The sequence below is a fragment of the Schinkia acidoalkalinis genome (assembly GCF_054301215.1).
The window spans coordinates 4,008,766-4,027,471 of sequence record NZ_CP182573.1 but is presented as its reverse complement, the minus strand read 5'-3'; the positions used below and the strand labels follow the sequence as shown (position 1 = coordinate 4,027,471).

General features: G+C 36.8%; 23 protein-coding genes. 9 read left to right on the top strand and 14 right to left on the bottom strand.

Annotated elements, in window-relative coordinates:
- Positions 1-2: 2 nt before the first annotated feature.
- Complete coding sequence (selB, locus tag ACNQFZ_RS20530) at positions 3-1,895, bottom strand: selenocysteine-specific translation elongation factor (RefSeq protein WP_458413146.1); 1,893 nt, start codon at positions 1,893-1,895, stop codon at positions 3-5.
- Positions 1,896-2,245: 350 nt separating this feature from the next.
- Here selB and ACNQFZ_RS20525 point away from each other — a divergent pair, with 350 nt between their 5' ends.
- The 3 genes from ACNQFZ_RS20525 (at position 2,246) to ACNQFZ_RS20515 (ending at position 5,581) form a co-directional block, all read left to right on the top strand.
- The gene (locus ACNQFZ_RS20525; RefSeq protein ID WP_458413145.1) at positions 2,246-4,906 is read left to right on the top strand and encodes a cation-translocating P-type ATPase; all 2,661 of its coding nucleotides are present in this window, start codon (positions 2,246-2,248) and stop codon (positions 4,904-4,906) included.
- Positions 4,907-5,057: 151 nt separating this feature from the next.
- Positions 5,058-5,273 carry a hypothetical protein gene (locus ACNQFZ_RS20520; RefSeq protein WP_458413144.1) on the top strand — a complete coding sequence of 72 codons (216 nt, stop codon included), beginning with the start codon at positions 5,058-5,060 and terminating at the stop codon, positions 5,271-5,273.
- A gap of 65 nt (positions 5,274-5,338) precedes the next feature.
- The gene (locus tag ACNQFZ_RS20515; protein ID WP_458415458.1) at positions 5,339-5,581 is read left to right on the top strand and encodes a hypothetical protein; all 243 of its coding nucleotides are present in this window, start codon (positions 5,339-5,341) and stop codon (positions 5,579-5,581) included.
- A 265-nt stretch (positions 5,582-5,846) separates the two neighbouring features.
- Here the strand turns inward: ACNQFZ_RS20515 and ACNQFZ_RS20510 are convergent, their stop codons facing one another.
- The 6 genes from ACNQFZ_RS20510 to ACNQFZ_RS20485 all read right to left on the bottom strand — a co-directional run bounded on the left by ACNQFZ_RS20510 (position 5,847) and on the right by ACNQFZ_RS20485 (position 9,128).
- On the bottom strand, positions 5,847-6,062 hold the full coding sequence (locus ACNQFZ_RS20510; RefSeq protein WP_458413143.1) for a hypothetical protein: 216 nt from the start codon (positions 6,060-6,062) through the stop codon (positions 5,847-5,849).
- A gap of 13 nt (positions 6,063-6,075) precedes the next feature.
- Positions 6,076-6,828, bottom strand: coding sequence for a DUF6904 family protein (locus ACNQFZ_RS20505; RefSeq protein ID WP_458413142.1), 753 nt, complete (start codon positions 6,826-6,828; stop codon positions 6,076-6,078).
- Positions 6,829-7,105: 277 nt separating this feature from the next.
- Positions 7,106-7,888: an arylamine N-acetyltransferase family protein gene (locus ACNQFZ_RS20500; protein ID WP_458413141.1), complete on the bottom strand. Its 783-nt coding sequence runs from the start codon at positions 7,886-7,888 to the stop codon at positions 7,106-7,108.
- A gap of 24 nt (positions 7,889-7,912) precedes the next feature.
- Positions 7,913-8,272 carry a fluoride efflux transporter CrcB gene (crcB, locus tag ACNQFZ_RS20495; protein WP_458413140.1) on the bottom strand — a complete coding sequence of 120 codons (360 nt, stop codon included), beginning with the start codon at positions 8,270-8,272 and terminating at the stop codon, positions 7,913-7,915.
- The gene (crcB, locus tag ACNQFZ_RS20490; RefSeq protein ID WP_458413139.1) at positions 8,269-8,670 is read right to left on the bottom strand and encodes a fluoride efflux transporter CrcB; all 402 of its coding nucleotides are present in this window, start codon (positions 8,668-8,670) and stop codon (positions 8,269-8,271) included. The genes crcB (ACNQFZ_RS20495) and crcB (ACNQFZ_RS20490) overlap by 4 nt, the downstream gene beginning before the upstream one ends.
- 32 nt (positions 8,671-8,702) lie before the next feature.
- A complete protein-coding gene (locus ACNQFZ_RS20485) occupies positions 8,703-9,128 on the bottom strand; it encodes an acyl-CoA thioesterase (protein ID WP_458413138.1) in 426 nt (141 codons plus the stop codon).
- A gap of 143 nt (positions 9,129-9,271) precedes the next feature.
- Here ACNQFZ_RS20485 and ACNQFZ_RS20480 point away from each other — a divergent pair, with 143 nt between their 5' ends.
- The gene (locus ACNQFZ_RS20480) at positions 9,272-10,123 is read left to right on the top strand and encodes a metallophosphoesterase (RefSeq protein WP_458413137.1); all 852 of its coding nucleotides are present in this window, start codon (positions 9,272-9,274) and stop codon (positions 10,121-10,123) included.
- Between the two features lie 119 nt (positions 10,124-10,242).
- Positions 10,243-10,911, top strand: a complete 669-nt coding sequence (locus tag ACNQFZ_RS20475; RefSeq protein WP_458413136.1) for a DUF975 family protein — start codon at positions 10,243-10,245, stop codon at positions 10,909-10,911.
- Between the two features lie 79 nt (positions 10,912-10,990).
- Here the strand turns inward: ACNQFZ_RS20475 and ACNQFZ_RS20470 are convergent, their stop codons facing one another.
- Positions 10,991-11,329: a YmaF family protein gene (locus ACNQFZ_RS20470; RefSeq protein ID WP_458413135.1), complete on the bottom strand. Its 339-nt coding sequence runs from the start codon at positions 11,327-11,329 to the stop codon at positions 10,991-10,993.
- A gap of 208 nt (positions 11,330-11,537) precedes the next feature.
- Here ACNQFZ_RS20470 and ACNQFZ_RS20465 point away from each other — a divergent pair, with 208 nt between their 5' ends.
- The 3 genes from ACNQFZ_RS20465 (at position 11,538) to ACNQFZ_RS20455 (ending at position 13,509) form a co-directional block, all read left to right on the top strand.
- On the top strand, positions 11,538-11,696 hold the full coding sequence (locus tag ACNQFZ_RS20465) for an aspartyl-phosphate phosphatase Spo0E family protein (protein ID WP_458415457.1): 159 nt from the start codon (positions 11,538-11,540) through the stop codon (positions 11,694-11,696).
- A gap of 209 nt (positions 11,697-11,905) precedes the next feature.
- Positions 11,906-12,463 carry a DUF3231 family protein gene (locus ACNQFZ_RS20460; protein ID WP_458413134.1) on the top strand — a complete coding sequence of 186 codons (558 nt, stop codon included), beginning with the start codon at positions 11,906-11,908 and terminating at the stop codon, positions 12,461-12,463.
- A 53-nt stretch (positions 12,464-12,516) separates the two neighbouring features.
- Entirely contained in the window at positions 12,517-13,509 is a 993-nt protein-coding gene (locus ACNQFZ_RS20455) for a DUF3231 family protein (protein ID WP_458413133.1), read from the top strand.
- 213 nt (positions 13,510-13,722) lie between these two features.
- Here ACNQFZ_RS20455 and ACNQFZ_RS20450 read toward each other — a convergent pair whose 3' ends face one another.
- The 3 genes from ACNQFZ_RS20450 to ACNQFZ_RS20440 form a co-directional block, all read right to left on the bottom strand.
- A complete protein-coding gene (locus ACNQFZ_RS20450; RefSeq protein ID WP_458413132.1) occupies positions 13,723-14,268 on the bottom strand; it encodes a DUF421 domain-containing protein in 546 nt (181 codons plus the stop codon).
- Positions 14,269-14,367: 99 nt separating this feature from the next.
- A complete protein-coding gene (locus ACNQFZ_RS20445; protein ID WP_458415456.1) occupies positions 14,368-14,886 on the bottom strand; it encodes a GNAT family N-acetyltransferase in 519 nt (172 codons plus the stop codon).
- 25 nt (positions 14,887-14,911) lie between these two features.
- The gene (locus tag ACNQFZ_RS20440) at positions 14,912-15,364 is read right to left on the bottom strand and encodes a MarR family winged helix-turn-helix transcriptional regulator (RefSeq protein ID WP_458413131.1); all 453 of its coding nucleotides are present in this window, start codon (positions 15,362-15,364) and stop codon (positions 14,912-14,914) included.
- Between the two features lie 128 nt (positions 15,365-15,492).
- On the opposite strand from ACNQFZ_RS20440, the gene ACNQFZ_RS20435 reads away from it, so the two are divergent.
- Positions 15,493-15,933 carry a GNAT family N-acetyltransferase gene (locus ACNQFZ_RS20435; protein WP_458413130.1) on the top strand — a complete coding sequence of 147 codons (441 nt, stop codon included), beginning with the start codon at positions 15,493-15,495 and terminating at the stop codon, positions 15,931-15,933.
- Between the two features lie 109 nt (positions 15,934-16,042).
- On the opposite strand, the gene ACNQFZ_RS20430 is transcribed toward ACNQFZ_RS20435, so the two are convergent.
- From ACNQFZ_RS20430 to ACNQFZ_RS20420, 3 genes are all read right to left on the bottom strand, one after another.
- Entirely contained in the window at positions 16,043-16,735 is a 693-nt protein-coding gene (locus ACNQFZ_RS20430) for an aspartate/glutamate racemase family protein (RefSeq protein WP_458413129.1), read from the bottom strand.
- Between the two features lie 143 nt (positions 16,736-16,878).
- The gene (locus ACNQFZ_RS20425; RefSeq protein WP_458413128.1) at positions 16,879-17,727 is read right to left on the bottom strand and encodes a sialate O-acetylesterase; all 849 of its coding nucleotides are present in this window, start codon (positions 17,725-17,727) and stop codon (positions 16,879-16,881) included.
- Between the two features lie 250 nt (positions 17,728-17,977).
- Entirely contained in the window at positions 17,978-18,646 is a 669-nt protein-coding gene (locus tag ACNQFZ_RS20420) for an S-layer homology domain-containing protein (RefSeq protein ID WP_458413127.1), read from the bottom strand.
- Between the last annotated feature and the right edge of the window lie 60 nt (positions 18,647-18,706).

Below are 18,706 nucleotides of genomic sequence, written 5' to 3'. Positions count from 1 at the left end.
CCTTATTCCACCCACTTTCTCTTATCTTCTACCCTCCTTGTCAGCTTTTGGGTATCAAATAGTTCTAACAATGGGATTAAATATTTTCTCGTTAAACCTAATACATCTTTAGCATCCTTTACAGTAAAGTCTGCTCCGGTTTTTTCTTTCAGCAGCGCCGCCGTTTGACGGATAGCCTCAGCTGTTATCAAATGTTGTTCATCAAGGGCAGCAGCCTTTTTGGATTGGAGCAAATAATATTTGAAATCGTCCTTATACTGCTCAGGAACACCCGCTGTTTTTATATATTGGTCAAACGGCTGGACTTCTACGCCATCCTTTTGCATGGAAGTCACAACCTCTTCCATCCGCTTGCTCCATTTTTCCGGATAATGCTGTGAAAAAGTGGCAAGCTGGATATATTGATCCTGTTTTTGCAAAAATTGTTCTTCGATTAGTTTTTCAACAACAAAATCAACAAGACGCTTTGGATAGAGGTCTAAAAATAAATGCCCAATCTCCATTTTATTAAGTCCTAAACGAAGCGGGAATTTTTCATGAAACTCCGACAATTTTTCCTCCAACCGTTTTTGAATAAATTCAAAATCAGAATATAAGCCATACTCTCCGCGTGAAAGCTCAAAAATAGCTTTGCCTTTTTCGGCCTCTACGATCGCGGCTAATTCCTCTTTATCCATCGATGATAGCTGCAATAATTCATCAAATGATAACAAAGCCTTCTCTTTTAAAATAGAAAAAACCCGTTCACTTGGTGTGCCTTCCTTCTTTTGCAAAAGCATCTTCACTGTATCCTCACCGAAGCGGTATTTATGTCCTTTCGGGTCAATGATCCAGCCTCCGCCAATGGTTTCAACTGGAGTAGGTCTTCGCAAAATAAAACGGTCGCCGCGTTTGCAAACTACAGACTCATCAAGGCGAATCTGACAAACGACCTCATTTTTTTCCTCAACAATCTCATTGCGGTCAAAAAAGACAATTTTCCCCATGACCTCTGTTGTCCCGGTATGTAGCTTAATTGGCGCCCGTTGCTTGATCGGTGCGCGCAAGTCGTTGACAAATTTCATTGTAATATCAAGTGTATCCGTCACTATAAAATGCTCGGATGAGACTAATACATCGCCGCGAGCCACTTCTTGTTTTGAAATGCCCCCTAAATTTAACGCTGCTCTTTGTCCGGCCTTCGCCTCATCGACTTGCTCGTGATGGACTTGGATTTGCCTTACCTTTACAGGAATTCCCTGCGGCAATACCATAAGGGTGCTTCCCTTTTCCACGATTCCCTCGTAAACCGTGCCTCTAACAACCGTCCCTTGACCTTGAACCGTGAACACCTGGTCAATCGGCAAACGAAACGGGCCTCTTGCATCTCTCATTTCAATCGTCTGCAACTCTTTTTTAATTTGCTGTTTTAGATTTTCCAATCCTTTTTTTGAAAGGCTATCCACTAATACAAAAGGTGCATCTTCAAAAACGGTTCCTTTTAAATTGTCCCTTATATCCTCTTCAACAAGTTCTAATAATTCCTCATCCACCCGATCAATTTTACTCACGGCAATGATACCTTTTTCAATACCTAAAAATTCAAGGATCTCAAGATGCTCTTTCGTTTGTGGCATTACACCTTCATCAGCAGCAATGACAAGAATAACCAAATCAATGCCAGCCACCCCAGCAATCATTTGCCTAATAAAACGTTCATGCCCAGGCACATCTATAATTGAAACCTCGAGGGTCTCATCTATTTTTAATGGTGCATAACCCAGTTCTATCGATATATTTCTTTCTTTTTCTTCTTTAAGACGGTCTGTATCCACATTCGTTAATGCCTTTGTTAAGGATGTCTTCCCATGGTCAATATGACCGGCCATCCCAATTGTATAATTGCGTAACGCCAAAATCTTCACCTACTTTTCTATCATTACCATTTACTTTAATAGGTCTAGGAAAACTATTCAAGTGTAGCGAACTTTCTGTGCACAAAAAAACGTCCACCAATCATTGGTGAACGAAAATAGAGGAATACATTATGATGAACAACATTTGCTAGGGAATTGTTGTTCTTAAATTATATCGGCACTTGTTAAACAGTTTTAAGTGGGAATATACGGTAATGAGGTCCATCGCAGGAATTCAACTTTCGTTTAAAAACATTCATTTTTGCTTACGAATTCCCTCCACCTTTTGTGTTTTAATTAAAATAAGATAAATTTTCCCATTATATGAATGTTTGAAAGGGGGACGCGGCATGTGGTACACAAAAACTAAAGAGGAAGTACGTACAGATTTAGGTACAAAGTTCGAAACAGGTCTTTCTAGTGAAGAAGCAAAAAAGCGGTTGGAAAAATACGGCGCAAATAAGTTCAGTGAACATAAAAAAGCATCGTTACTGAAGTTGTTTTTCGAACAAATCAATAGCATCTTAATTTATATTTTAATAGGCGCGGCCATCATTTCTATGGTTGTTGGCGAATATAGCGACGCTATGATTATTATTTTTGTAATTTTACTTAACACAGTGATTGGAGTCATCCAAGAATCGAAGGCGGAGAAAGCCTTGGAGGAACTGAAAAAGATGACGACCCCAAAAGCAATTGTGAAACGTGATGAACTAATAAAAGAGATTCCATCAGAGGAAGTTGTCCCTGGCGATGTTGTGATCATTGATGCTGGGCGTTTTATCCCGGCAGATTTGCGTTTAATTGAAACTGCCAATTTTAAAGTAGAGGAATCCTCCTTGACTGGTGAATCGGTTCCAGTGGATAAAAATGCAGATTGGCTGACAACGAGCGTTGCCCCCATTGCCGACCAACATAATATGGCCTTTATGTCAACCCTATCCACCTACGGGCGTGCCGTTGGGATTGTTGTGAATACGGGGATGCGGACTGAAATCGGTAAAATTGCAAATTTACTTGCGGAACAAGATCAGGAACAAACCCCACTACAAAAAAAATTAGCTGAACTTGGCAAAATACTTGGGATTGGTGCCGTCATTGTCTCTGTTGTCATCTTCCTCATCGGCTTTTTCCAAGGAAGAGATGTTCTGGATATGTTTTTAATTTCAGTAAGCCTGGCAGTTGCGGCGATTCCTGAAGGCCTACCAGCCATCGTCACGATTGTGCTTGCCCTCGGCGTTCAAAGAATGATTAAACGCCGGGCTGTAGTTCGAAAGCTTCCAGCTGTTGAAACCCTTGGCGCTGTCAGCGTTATTTGCTCTGATAAAACCGGTACACTTACCCAAAATAAAATGACCGTAACAAAAGTCTTTGTAAACGGTGCTTATCACTCCATTACATCGCCCTCTTTAAAGGAGCCGCCATATTCCCGCTTCTTTGAAGCGATGGCCCTTTGTAATGATGCTGTTTTTACAGAGGAAGAACAATCAGGCGACCCGACTGAAATTGCTCTTGTTGCTGCGGCAAAGGAGGCTGGTCTAGACAAACAAATTCTTGATCATAACTATATTCGTGTCTTTGAAATTCCTTTTGATTCAGACCGGAAAATGATGACGACTGTTCATCAACACAACAACCGATATTTCGTCATGGTAAAAGGTGCGTTGGAAAGTATTTTACCTAAAACTACAAATGTGATGAATGCTGGCCAAATGATTCCAATGACGAACTTAGAGGCAGAAATAATAAAAGAACAAGCCAATGCAATGTCACTCGAAGCATTGCGTGTTCTGGCAATTGCCTTTAAGGAAATACCCGCTTCTGCCCCACTTACAGAGGAAGAATTAGAAAATAAACTAGTACTACTAGGTCTTACCGGAATGATTGACCCTCCAAGGGAAGAAGTAAAAGCGTCTATCGCCCAATGCAAAAGTGCCGGCATCCAAACCGTTATGATTACCGGCGATAATCAAAAAACAGCATTTGCAATTGCCAAGGAACTTGGCATTGCTAATAATGAATCCGAGTCAATGGCCGGATCGGAGATTGATCGACTTAGTGATTATGAATTATGTGAGAAGGTTTCTAAGATACGCGTATTCGCCCGGGTATCACCGGAACACAAGGTAAAAATTGTGAAAGCTTTAAAAGAAAATAACCGGATTGTGGCAATGACTGGCGACGGGGTCAATGATGCCCCCTCGTTAAAACAAGCCGATGTGGGTGTGGCGATGGGTAAAGGTGGCACGGATGTGGCTAAAGGGGCTGCCGATATCGTGTTGACAGATGATAACTTTGCAACGATTGTATCCGCCGTGGAAGAAGGCAGGAACATTTACCAAAACATTAAAAAAGCGATTTTATTCTTATTATCCTGTAATTTCGGAGAAATTATCACACTTTTCGTAGCGATTCTCCTGGGATGGCCAGCACCACTTACCGCCGTTCATATTTTATGGATAAATTTAATAACAGATACGCTTCCTGCCATTTCACTCGGTTTGGACCCTGATGATCCAGATGTGATGAAGCAACAGCCGCGTTCTATTAAAGAAAGTATCTTTGCCCATGGAGGCGGAACATTTACGTTGCTATACGGGGTATTAATCGGTTTATTGACATTATTTTCCTTTGTATCTGGATTGCATTATTATTCTGGTGCACCATCGATATTCACCATTGACTTCGCCAACATTTCAAGTGAGGCGCTTGTTCATGCCCAAACCATGGCTTTTGTTACGTTAAGCGTTTCCCAATTATTTCACTCCCTAAATTTGCGGAGTACAAGGAAATCTCTTTATCATGTTGGGTTGTTAACAAACAAGTTTTTACTTGCTTCCATTTTATTAGGCATCGGCCTTCAAACGATTTTAGTGAATGTACCAGTTTTTAACGAGATCTTCGGAATTCATGTATTAACTGTTAAGGATTGGGTGTTCGTACTTACCCTTTCGCTTGTCCCTGTTATTTTTAGCGAGCTTTCTAAAGCAGGAAAGCGGATTTTTGTATAAAAGTGGGCACTTGATTGTGTTCGGAAATTTTTTGCATTTTGCTAACGCAACTTTTTAACCTATAGTTGAAGCGTATACCTTATCTAGGGAGATCTTATCATGTGTTATAATAAAGAAAATAAACAAGCCAAATCTCTTGAGGTGATGAATAATGAGTGCATTAAGTGAAAATGTGAAAAAAGATCTTGCGAATGCGTTGGATAACAAAAATGCTGCAATGTTTGTGGCCGATGGAAAACTGTTCTCCTTAGAAGTGCATGATCAGGCATCTACGAATGTAGAACCCGATAATTTAGCACAGGAAATCGAAGCATATCCAGAATTAAAGGAATCCCTCCAACGTTTTTTCTTGGTAATCCAGACATGAAACGTTATACCGCAAAGGAATTAAAGGAGAATAGTAGTTTTCAAAAGAAGAAGATGACATGATTGATGAAATTAACCTTCTGTTATCTTCTTTTCCATTTGCCGGAAAGATGGTTAATCAAGGACCTTAAGAATAAGATATTAGGCTTTTCTATTCCTCATAGTTTAATAGCCCCATGGGTAAATGCCCTATCCTCATGGTATTCACTAAATGACCAAATTAAGAAAAATGCGTACCTTCATGTCACTCAAGAAATGAAAAAAGTAGCCTCTCAAAAATTCGGTCAACTCATGAGAGGCTTCGATTAAAATATTCTATGACAAAATGTTAGCAAACCACTCTCATCTTACTACAAAGCCCAGTCATATCAAGGGTTAGACAGTATGATATTTGATTAATTATCATCCGAAAATTCATTCATAATTTTTAAACTTTTTTTCAATTCTTTTGCTACCAAATCAATAAGTGGAGTTAGATTTCCATTGTCAGATGATTCCAAAGATAGTAAATAGTCTTCTCGCGCTTCTCTTCGAATCACAGCTGGGGGATAACCGAACTTCATTAAAATCAAATTCATACATAGCCTACATACTTACCGAACTTCTCTTCATATAGATCACGAATCCAAACTTTTACAGGTACTTTCCAGTGCTGATTAGGTGCAGGATTATTTTTAATTAAACTCTTAGGTGTCATTCCTAACTCCTTAGCCATTTGTATATCAGTCTCATTTAAACGACATCGTTTTTTTGCCTCTGCCCAAGCTTGTACACTTCTTTTTGTCGCCAACCCTATAACACCTTTACCACTCTATGAATTCAGGATATTCAGGTGATGACATCCTTATTTCTGTCATGTGGCAGTTATATTCTCTAGCAGCCTTTAATACAGCTTCATTTACCGCCTGATACTCTCGACCTTTTTCTGCTATTCTTTTTGCCATAATAGTAATGTTTTTTATTCTCTTCTCCGCTTCCATTTCTATAAATCTACAATTTAATTCATCAAGGTATTGTGTTGCATAATTATCAGCCCAAGAATAGTCATGATACATTAATTTGAATACACGGTTAATTGAGGTTTCTGGTATTGTCTCTTTCATACAATTTGCAATGGCAGCCTGAAGGCTGCAAACCATTGTAATGGAAGGGTCCCAAATATTTCGATAATCAATCAGCGCGTAATATTTACCTTTTGCTTGTTTTCTTGCATAAACTTTTATAAAATCATTTAATGCCATTAAAACAAATAGAACTTCTGGCCATAGAACATTAAATGTTAAATATATATTTTTATCATTTGCAATTACTGACAATTGCTTCATCTTGTACTCATCTAGTCCATTTTCAACAAATGCAACTTCACGATGCCCCATTAAAGCATGACGAATATCATAACAAATACCAAGTACCCTTAATCTTGCTCCCACATATTCTTCCCACTCCCATTCTTCACCAACAATAGTGTGAAGTGACTCATAAAGTGCCTCAAAATCATAGAAATCCCCGCTTATTGCAACTCCTGTATAATTCGGTGTATTTTTCACTTGAATCATAATAAATCCCTCTTCTATTTTGTTCTATTAATTAAATGACCTCACATTAATTTTACTTTGTTTCAGTCATCTATAAAAGTCATGCATTCTTTTTAACGTCGTTTTTTCCTTCATTTAGCATTTTCTTTCAAAAATAAAGAGACCTCTCACAAGTTCATAAAACTCATGAGAAGCCTCTGTTAATTTCCTCAATGTTAGCAAATCACTCTCATCTTACTACAAAACCCAGTCATGTCAAGGGTTTGATGGGCATATTACATCATGCCGCCCATAATACCTATACATCCATTTCAAAATGTTCTTTCGCCAACACTTTAAATCTTGCTTCGTCAATTTGCTCTTTCGTTACTTCCCCATTTTTCCTAACTGAAAATAAAGAATTCGTCAGCGTCATATTTCCTTCTTCTGAAATCCGCGTAATGAGAGGCGTTTTGTTAAACGCAGAATGCTCACTTTCGGCTATGATCCTTTTCACATCATTTAATTCCGATAGATCATGCACTTCCCTATTCGATTCAAAAGCATAACCAATCTTCCAGTCATCATCCTTATATCTTAGCTTCATCTCTAAACAATAGTTTCCGTACTCACTTTCAAGCTTCTTCACCCGAAATTCACCAGTTTTTGATGCAACAACATCGCCATTGAATGGAACCGGCTTTAAAGGCAAATTCCCGCCAAATCCCGTATCAACCAAGTACGATTCATTTTCATGTCGTAATAAAATCGTCACATGAGTTCTGCCGGTACGCGCCCAGTTTTTAGAAGCATGGTCGTAAATGGCACCTCTAACTAACGAAACATCAAAGCCGTTTTCTTTTAAAAATAAATAAAAAATCGCATTTAATTCGTAGCAAAGGCCGCCTTCTTTACTTTTGAGTATTTTATTAATCAGATTTTCCACTGTTATATCTTTTGCACTTTTATTAATCACACATATATTTTCAAACGGAATTGTTTTGGCCGTTTTTTCAAGAACTTCATTAAGACTTGCAAACGTTAGTTTCTCTCCCAATGGAAAACCGATTCTATTACGGAATAATGAGTTGATATCATGCATGATTTTCCCTCCAAGTGGTACATTTTAAAGAAGAAGCCCGATTGCTGCTACGATGATACTAATGACTAAAGACGATGCCACGTATAAAATTGCCATCTTGGTTTTTTTCGCTTCCAGTAACGTGATGGTTTCATAGCCAAAGGTGGAAAAAGTCGTATAGGCCCCGCAAAAACCAACCCCAGCAAATAACCAGAGCGACTCACTTATCTTGTCCGCAACATGAAGATTTGCTAAGACGCCTAGTAAAAAAGATCCTGAAATATTAATGAGCAAAGTACCAAGCGGAAATCCGAACAAGCTACTTGCCCTTCCATTGATAAAAATTCCCAACAAATAGCGTGCAGCTGCACCTAAAGCACCGCCAAGTCCAATGAACCAAATCATATAGTGCCACCTTCCTTTTTTGAAGGTGTGGCTAAACGAACGCCTAAAAATGCTAACAGTAATCCTAATACGATACTACTTAAAACATAGAGTACTCCTGGGAATACTTGACCATGTTGCCAAAGCTGTACTGTTTCTACCGAAAATGTTGAAAATGTTGTAAAAGAACCAGTAAAACCTGTACCAATCAATAAGGATAGCTCAGGTCGAACTTTCTTCCTTTGTTTTAAAAACGTTAAAAACCATCCGAGAAAAAAACATCCAACTAAATTTATCAATAAAGTTCCAATAGGAAACCCGTTGTCAATCTCATTTGAAATCCATTTACCCAAACTATATCTTGAGATCGCTCCAAAAAAGCCACCAATCATTACAACTAATATTTGCAACAAAACCACCTTCAATCACAAATTGAAGTGCAATCAATCCCCTAGACCGATTGCACAACTCCACTTTCAACAATTGCTTTATTTATTGATTTGGGAATGGAAATGGCCTTAGCCTTGCCCCCGCTTATGTTAGCTAATGCTCTAATTTGATAACCTTCCGCAATTTTATTGCTATCCACAAAAAATTCGTGCCCAAAGGTAATCACTTTATCTCGTAATTCCAAAATGGTCGTATAAATGGCTACATTGTCGGCATAGTATAATGGTTTTTGAAAATTACACTTCGACTCGATGACTGGAATCCCTATTTTTTCATCACAAACAAGTTTTACAATCGGAAAGCCAATACTTTCAAAATAATAATGAACGGCTTGATCCATCCATTTATAAAAGTTTGGTGAAAATACTATACCGGCTGCATCGGTATCTCCCCATTCAACCCTAAATTGATATGTATGTTGTTTCATTTTTCCACCCCGCAAGCTAAATATTTACACTGATACATATTTTAACAATATGAACGGTGTTTGTAACTTATTTCATTCCAACTTTTGCATATGAAAATGGATATCACTTTCCTGTATAATTTCAAGTAGGGAGGTGTTTGTAATTGGAATTAATTATAATTGCTTTATTCCTTGTTATTCCTGTTTACCTCATTAAAAAGGCTCACAATAACACGAAGGATGTTGTAATTAATAGAGTTAAAATCAATAAGGATTACGCAAACAAAAATAATCCTACATTAAATATATTGCAATTATCTGATTTACATCTTGAAAACATCTCGATTTCTCCTAATGAACTTTATGAAAAACTTAAAAATGAAGAAATTGATTTAATCGCACTGACGGGTGATTATTTAGACCGAAAGTGGACGATACCAAAGCTTATACCCTACCTGGAGCCGTTAAATAAACTTAATCCAAAATATGGAATATATGCCGTTTTAGGAAACCATGACTATGTATTGCGAAAGCAAAACCAGAAAAAACTGGTCAACATTCTCGAACAGTATCACTGTAAAGTGTTGTTCAATGAAAATGACCTCATTTATGTTGATAATCATCCGGTGAATATTATTGGTATTGATGATTTTCATACAAAACGTAGTGATCTTGAGGCTTCTTTTAACGGAATTACATCAGGTACCAATCTTGTTTTAACGCATGACCCAAATATTGTTTTGCACATGAAAAAATACCATTTTGATTATTTGCTTTCCGGCCATTTCCATGGGGGGCAAATCTGTTATCCAAAAGCCTACCACCTTGTTAAAATGGGCAAGCTTGCTAGAATGAATAAAATTAAAGGCTTCCATTTGCAAGATGGCAAACCATATTATATTAACGAAGGATTGGGCCAAACCGGGGTGAATATCCGTGTTGGCAGTCGTCCGGAAATTACTATTCATGAACTTCCTTTGCAAATTGTTGAAAATGCTGCTGTTAAAGCAATCTAAGGATAGGATCATGGAAAATAGTTTGCTACTATATTTTTTACTAAAATTTAACAAGACCCCCCATAGTTTCCATTTTTTTAATATATAATGGAATTATTCATAAAAAAGGGGGGAACCACATGAGTGTATCAGAACTTAAGAAGCTTGCTCGATCATCCCTTAAGGGAAATTGGGGAAATGCCGTTTTATTAACATTCATTACTTTTTTAGTAACCACTATATTACCAACAATTGTAGAGATTCCATTAAGTGGAGGGTTTGAAGCTTGGACACAAGATGACCCAACTCCATTAACAGGTTTTATCAATTTAGTTGTATCTCTTTTACTTATGCCTTTTAGTGTTGCAGTATATTGGTTTTATTTAGAAATGTATCGCAATGAAAATCCCAGTATCGGACGTACATTTACTGTATATGCAAATGGAGAACTTTCATTAAGACTGATTGGTCTAACAATTCTAATTGGTATTTTCACTTTTCTTTGGAGTCTATTATTAATTATCCCTGGTATCATCAAAGGGTTGGCCTATTCACAAGCATACTACTTAATGAAAGACCATCCTGATTATGGTCCATTAGAATTAATAAAAGAAAGTAGAAAGCGAATGAAGGGCTTGAAGTGGAAGCTATTCCTTCTTTATTTAAGTTTTATCGGCTGGGGTTTTTTGTGCATTCTTACGCTTGGAATAGGATTTTTGTGGCTGGCTCCTTATACTACGAATAGCCTTGCTGTATTTTATCAAGAACTTATTTATTTTCCTAATGAACCAAAAGAAGACAACAACTAATTTTTTCTCGTCTTGCGTATCTACTTTTGTGGATACGCATTTGTTACTTTTAAGTAAAATTTACTACTCTCATTAAGCATCATTTAGTACCTGGAGCTGGCCTGTCAACTCCTCTGATATGGTGTCGATGTCCATCGTCTACAGTTGTATAAAAATCATAATAATGGACATGCATACCATTTCCAACCGGGATGGCGGGCCCTGAATAAGCTTTGTAATAATGGTTATGTCCGTTTTCGAAGACTACGTATCCCTCAGTATAATGAATATGGTTACCATCCTGAGTTTGAATAGGAGGGGATGTAACATCTAAACACTGATGAACATGCCCTGCTTCAATGGAAGTGTAATCCACGGAACCGTGATTATGGTGCGGTACTAACCCGCTAATAAAATCATCTTTTCCTACCTTTGCCATTTTCCCACCCCTTCTGCAGAAGTTGTTTTTATTACCCATAACAAATAATATTTATTAAATGATCAAAATATGTTCTTGAAACAATTGATTCAATTGAATGGGCAACATAGTTTTGGTCATATTGGTCACAAAAACCACCTTCCATTTATATCCTCAAAATGGTATTTTATTAACAGGTTAAAATTAAGGAGCAATTACTGTGAATACCATGATTAGTTTAGAAGAGTTGGAAAAAGAAATTGATGAACTTAGAAAATCAATGATCGATATAGGTACCAAAAAAGGTTTAACTCATTCAGATACAGTTAAAGTAAGTACTGAACTTGATAAAAAACTTAATATATTCCGTAAATTGTTAATTCAGTAAGTAACTTAAAAATAGACTATTGGGATCGCACTCTCACAAGGCTCCCAATAGTCTATTTTCTAATTTATATTTTTACTGATTAAAATATCCAAATCTAAAGTTATTTGTGCTTCTAGCAATCACTCCAGTTATTTCTAATTTAATTTCTTCTTTCTAAGGATAACATAAGTTTAAATTCCTTCAACAATACCCTACGGAGGTGGATGAGAATGCCTACTTTTCAAACGATGATTGAAACAACATTCAACGTGATACGATCCCTCAATGATGGTAAAAAACCCTTGATCCATATCGGGGAAGCCATGGCGTGTTGGACCTACCTCGCCTTTGTAGAGGAAATTATTATCTATCAAGAGGTTGGACTCAATATGACGACAGATCAAGAGCTCCATGACATGCTGGAACAAGGGCTGAAAGTGGGTCGGGCCCATAAAAATCAAATAACAGCATTTATGCAAAAGGAAGGAATCCCCTTACCCGAGCAGCCACAGCCAAAATCAAAATCCGAACCGACTGCGGTACCGGTAGGGGCGAAGTTCACGGATAACGAATTATCCAACGCTGTATCCATCAACTTTATCATTGCCAGTGACATGCTAGCAGCATCTGCGAGTCAATGTATCCGAACGGATATCGGGCTTATGTTTCTGCAATTTCAAATGGAAAAACTCATGCTGGGCTTTAAGATGAAAAATTTGATGCAGAAAAAGGGATGGCTGAAAGTCCCTCCTGCCTATACTCCTCCCGGAATGCTACAACAATCATAGGTGATTTTAGGTCAGTATAGGTATGATCTTCATCATAAAGGGGGATGGAATACGTGAAAGAAAACATCGTAGGCCTAGATATTTCTAATCTTTGGGCGGCTTATATGAATAATTCGATGGCAACCTGTATCAATCAATATGCCTTACAAACCATTACAGATTTACAAATCAGAAGCCTCTACGAAAAGACATTAAAATCCTCGGAATACAATGTTAGATCTATAGTTGAATTTTTTAACAATGAACAGCATCCCATTCCTCATGGATTTACGAAGGAGGACGTGAATCTGAAAGCCCCTCGTCTCTTTACGGATGAATATTTACTGTTTTATCTTCATGAAATGTCGATTCTAGGTTTAAATGCTTACTCACTAGGATCAGCCACTGCCATTAGGGATGATGTGTACCAATTTTATACAACCGCTTACCAGGGGGCATCCGAGTTATACCGTTCTTCAATGAAAATGATGCAGTCCAAAGGGCTATTGGAGCGTTCTCCGGTGATTAATCTTCCGGAACAAGTGGAGTTTTCCGAAAAACAGAGCTTTCTTGCAGGTTGGTTTGGTGATCATCGCCCCCTAAACGTGATTGAAATCACCAGTTTGTATTTTAATTTGAAAAAAAGTATCATGACGAAAGCATTGATTCTTGGGTTTAGTCAGACAGCTCAATCCAAAAAAATTCGAGACTTTATGTTGAAGTTGGTGGAATTAGGAGATAAGCATATTAATCTTTTCGCAGCTGTCCTCAATGAGGATTTTATCAACTCGGCTATTACATGGGATACACATGTTACAGATTCAAGAACGGCACCATTTTCCGATAAACTGATGATGGCGCATGGAGGATTTTTGATTCAGACAGCGATGGCTTACTACGGCACAGCCTTTTCCAGTGCAATGAGGCGCGACTTAGGGGCGAAGTATGCAGCAGCGATTGTGGAGGATGCCAAGGTAGCTGAAGATGGGATGAATATCATGATTGCAAACGGCTGGTTTGAACAACCGCCACACACCGTTGATCGTAAAGAATTATCAAAGATGTAGTCTTTTCCGCACCAATATAGAATTGCTTCCCAGCATCTATTAATGTTACTCCTCACCCGGTTCGTTTGCTTTTGGCACTCATATATATTCATTTAGTACTGCTGCACTTGCAATTATTGCAGGATTAACTTCCATTTCATTACCAAACCATATATCGTACAAAAGTCGCATCGAATCAATGGACTCGATGCGTTTTTCTAATAATTTATTAAATCACTCACCATCATTTAGCTGTTTACCTTCGTTCACAGTTAATTGTTGGAGTATTTTTGGTATTTTCTGATCCAGAATTTTTTCTAAATCACCTATTGTTACAGGCTTAGCATGCTGCTCTAGCTCATACCCTAACTGACCGGTTATTTCAATAGAAGCATTTTTAACATCACTTATTGAAGTTATTCCATTTTCCCGCAATTTTGCTTCTAACTGATCAACTGAGATGCGTAATTTCCTAAGGTTATTGGAATTAATTTTTCCATTCTGAATAACTGGTGTTTCCTTCCCAATGAATATTTTTTTAAAAATACTAAATTTAATTGTTAAAAATTGAACAAGTATAAGAAATGCTACAAAAGTACTTAGGACAACTATTGTTTTTACTAACCCTTTCCCTGAAATTGCATGGCTTATGGTCGATGCAATTGCCAAAATTGTTATAATTTCCAATCCAGACATTTCGGCTACTGTTTTTTTACCCGCTATGCGTAATAAACAAAATCCTGATAATAAAATAATAATTGATTCCCAAATGTAGTTCATAACAAACCTCAATTTAACTTTTGTTTTTAATCTCCCTCTTATTCCGTAAAATATACTCCTTTTCCTTTATTACTACCTCAATTAGACAGCTCCGTTACGTTATATGAGTGTTTTTGTCATTATAAAGTCCAATTGCTCTTCATCACCCATATAAAAAGAGTGGGCGCCGGTTTGAACAAACCCCATTTTTTTATAAAAAACAATAGCATTTTCATTTTTATCCCACACACCCAGCCAGATTTTCTTTTTATTACCTTCAATTGCAATTTCTAAAGCTTTATTTAGCAAATACTTACCTATCCCTTGTTTTTGAAATTTACTCCTTACATAAATCCTTTCGATTTCAAGGGATTCATCCCCCATTTCTTCAGACTGAGCATCATTGATATTGACCTTTATATAACCAGCAAGTTCATCATTACAGTAAACAAAAAAGAATTGCGAAGAAATATCGGCTAATTCTTTTTCCAATTGTTTTAGGTTAAACGCTCTTTCTAAATAAGTATTCAAGTTTTCCGATGAATTCTGATTCTTAAATGTCTCATTAAATGTTTCATAACTAATTTCTTGAAGTATGCGTTTATCTTCAATGGTGCATTTTTTTATATTTATAGTCATTTTTATAATCGCTCCTTTTATTTCATCAATAATTTCTCTTGTTTCCCTTTTTGACAAATTCCCAGTCTTTTTCAATATTTTTTCTTACTCGTTGAAGAAGAGCAAAAATGGTTTCTACCTCGCTTTTGGAAAATCCCTCTAGTGCAACGGTATTGGAATAATCATTTTCTGTTTTTATTAAAGGATAAACAGTTTTCCCTTTTTCTGTTGGAAAGAGCTTTTTAATTTTTTTATTATGTTGATCGTCTTTCTTTTCAATAAAGCCATTCATTTCAAGTTTTTTTATAGCACGTGCAGCTGTTGTTCGGTCTACTTTTATCATCTCGGCTACCTTTTCCTGAATAATTCCCGGGTTTTCACATATTCGCACAAGATACAAATACTGCCCTTTTGTAAGGTCATATACTTTAAATTCAATATTACTTATAGAATCTAGCGCCCTTGCTATCATTCCAATCTCACGTAGAATTTCCTTCATAATTAGCTCCTTAGCATAATATTTTGTTGCAAATGCAATAAAAGTGAATTATATTAAATGTAACCTAGTTTTATTGTATTTGCAACAAAATGACTCTGGATAATTTAATAAAAAAAGGACTGATAAAAATGAATGCAAAAAGAGTAACGAGTGATGAAGATTTAATGGCAGCATTTTCTATAAGGAAAGAAGTATTTGTGGAAGAACAAGGCGTACCACTAGAGGATGAATTTGATCAATTTGATACACTGAATGGACTTTGCGAACACATAGTAGTCCATTACAATGAACAACCAGTCGGAACGGGAAGGATAAGGTTTATTGATGGTGTAGGTAAATTGGAAAGAATCTGCATCCTTGAGCCTTACCGTAAATTCGGACTTGGAAAAATCATTATAAATACATTAGAAGAAATCGCGGAAGAACGGGGAGCCTTGCAGGTTAAATTACATGGACAAACACAAGCAGAAGGATTTTATAAAAAACTTGGTTATCGTACTTCATCTAATATCTTTTTGGAAGATGGCATTCCACATATTCTAATGCTTAAAAAATTGTCTAGTAAATAATGAAATGAATTTGAGTAAAATCGCCCACCTTGCTCAACCGACTTTTTAGATAGGACTATTAAAACCCCCTTCAGATCCGTTGAAGGGGGTTTGTTTACGAACTTGATACTTAGTATACTAATGCTTTATTAACGGACTCAATTGCATGTATTGCCGTTGTATCAAACAAAGGAACTTCCGAATCTTTTTGTTTCACTAATAATCCAATTTCCGTGCAACCTAATATTATTCCTTCAGCACCATGATCAACCAGGTTCTTGATCACGTTCTTATAATATTCCCTTGATGATTGCTGTATTTTGCCTAAACATAACTCCTTATAAATAACCTCGTTAATTATTTCCCGTTCGGTTTCATTCGGTACCAAAACATTTATACCATTTGACTTTATTCGTGATTTGTAAAAGTCTTGCTCCATAGTGTACTTTGTACCTAATAGTCCCACCGTTTGAAGATTTGCCTTTTTTATTTGAGTAGCAGTTGCATCAGCAATATGTAAAATAGGAATCTTTATTTTTTCTTCAACAAAATCTATTACTTTATGCATCGTATTTGTACAAATAACAATAAAATCTGCCCCTCCCTTTTCTAATGAATAGGCTACATCTCCTAATAGTTTACCAGCTTCCTCCCACTTACCTTCAGCTTGAAATCGCTCGATCTCATCAAAATCAACGCTATATAAAAGACATTTTGCCGAATGTAATCCACCCAATCTTTTTTTGGCCTCTTCATTTATAATTCGATAATATTCAACTGAAGATTCCCAACTCATTCCACCTATTAGTCCTATCGTTTTCATCAGAGTTCCCCCATATCTGTTCCTTACACATGTATTTACCTCATTTTACCATTTTTAAAAACACCATTTCCATTAATCTCTGTAAATGATGTTCTCCTACGATGTTCGGAATATAAAAATAATTTCTTTCTTCAGTTGACAATTTATTTGCTTTTATTAATATGGGAGATATTAATAGAAAACTCCTCAAAACTCAATTGTCCTAAGGCAAACTTTGTACTTTGAACAAATATACGCTCATTTTTAGTAAGTTCACGTTTTGCTACCTTTTCAATCCATTGATGCTCTATGTCTAAAATATCTAAAACATGCTTTTGTTTTGAAAAGGCTTCATAGTATCTTAATCCAAATTTCCTTTGGGATATAGCATCAATATGTATGCCATCTGGATTTGCAGTTAAGCCTTTTGATGTTACAAAATAACAATTTTTTTCGGTATGAGCAACTTTAGATAATATCTGGTTTATTTGTTTATATTCTACAGCGCTTTTTCCAAATCCGACCTCTCCGAGGTAATGTCCCAACTCACCGATAATAATTGGGATATCTGGTGCATTCAATTCCTCTCTCATGTGTTTAAATAATGAAAGTAATTTATCTTCATACATCTTATAACGCTCTCCGTAACTGTCGCTTTCTCCTTGATGCCACAGTATTCCCACTATTTCACTTGTTTCCATAGCGAATTTTGCTTCAGAAATCGCATGTCTTGTTAATAGTCCATCAATTGCCCAATCATCAATAGAGCTTCCTCCCTCGGCACATGGTATGACCCCAATGGACTCGCCCGGATGATCCTCTGTCCAAGCCTGAGAAAAAGAGGCTGCCGGCCCAACACCAGATACGTGACGATCAAAATTAAGTGGCTCTGCCATCATTTGCCATCTTCCGTTCCGCAACATTTTTATGTGCTCATTACAAATCGGAGATACATCCTCAATAAATCCTCTGCCTGCCATATTTGATTGTCCGATTAATAATATAGATTTCATAGAAAAACCTTCTTTCTTTGTTTACAAAGGTCTAATTAGACTTTATTGTCAATTCAATTTTGTCTTCCTACAACTAAATGGCCCTAAAGTGGAAATAAGCGCAGATCCTTGCTACAGGAAAGCGCCCGTTACTTGAAGAAAGAGTATTATAAGTTTAGTGCACTTTAGGACGATATTATGCAATAATACCAGTTCAGCAATTTGCTCAGACTATTTTACATATGCTGTCCATTCACCTATCAAAGAAACCCTACTTTAAAAGGCTTTGATTATATTTCTTTAGGTAATCAAGAGCATTGTATATTTCCTCGACTGCATCAACTCGTGTAATGTCAGCTTTAGGATGGAACTTTCCTTCCGCATCTAATTTAATGACCCCATATTTAATAGCACGTTGAATGGCTCCAGAATATTCAACCTTTATTTGATCTTCATCTTTAACTTCAATGTACATCATATTGATCATGGGCATCTCTTTTTTTATTTCCATTGATCGAATAAGATTATACGTGAATTCTTCACGTGTTATCTTATTATTCGGATCAAAATCAGACGGGAATTCTAAGCCGTTGACTGCTGCGATAATGAAAGCATTCGCATACCAAGCTTCATCATCAGCATTTTTGAAATAATCCGTAGCTTTTGGTGCTTTAAAAAATCGAACCGTATCTAGATTAAGTCCAAGTGCCTTGACGATGAATGACACTTCTTGAGCACCTGTAATCGATTCATATGGGGCAAAATGACCAGATGCTACCCCTCCTACAATCCCATGATTTTCTAGATATACAACCTTATCCTTTGCTGCCACATTATCAATATCAGTAAATGTAGAAGAAAAGGCATAAGTTTGTCCAGCGGTCGTGATTTGTAGCAAAGCTGTGGCTGATAAAGTAATCAATTTAAACGTCTTTTTCATTTGGGCACACCTCATTAATATTTAAAGTTATCATTCATTTAGTAGAGACGAGTATTGAGT